Here is a 224-nt window from a genome sequence, read left to right as displayed (position 1 = left end):
GGGACTCGCACGCAGCCACATCATCGTACTCGAAGCGCTTCGACGAAGGCCGGCGCGTGCTGCTGTTCTCGCAGTTCACCGGCATGCTGGCGCTGATCGCTGCGGCGCTGGACAAGGCCGCCATTCCGTACGTCATCCTCACCGGCGACACCACCGATCGCGTGAGCCCGGTGCAGCGCTTCCAGCAGGGCGAAGTGCCGCTCTTCCTGATCAGCCTGAAAGCC

1 protein-coding gene is annotated in these 224 nt (G+C 65.6%); it reads left to right on the top strand.

The annotated features are described in order from the left end of the window. Positions 1-224 (top strand): hypothetical protein (locus P0D80_RS51790; protein ID WP_408296847.1); only part of this gene is annotated, 224 nt, incomplete at both ends.

Source organism: Paraburkholderia sp. RL17-373-BIF-A (assembly GCF_046030175.1).
In the GTDB taxonomy this organism is placed as follows: Bacteria; Pseudomonadota; Gammaproteobacteria; order Burkholderiales; family Burkholderiaceae; genus Paraburkholderia.
This window is presented reverse-complemented; position numbering and strand designations above follow the sequence as displayed.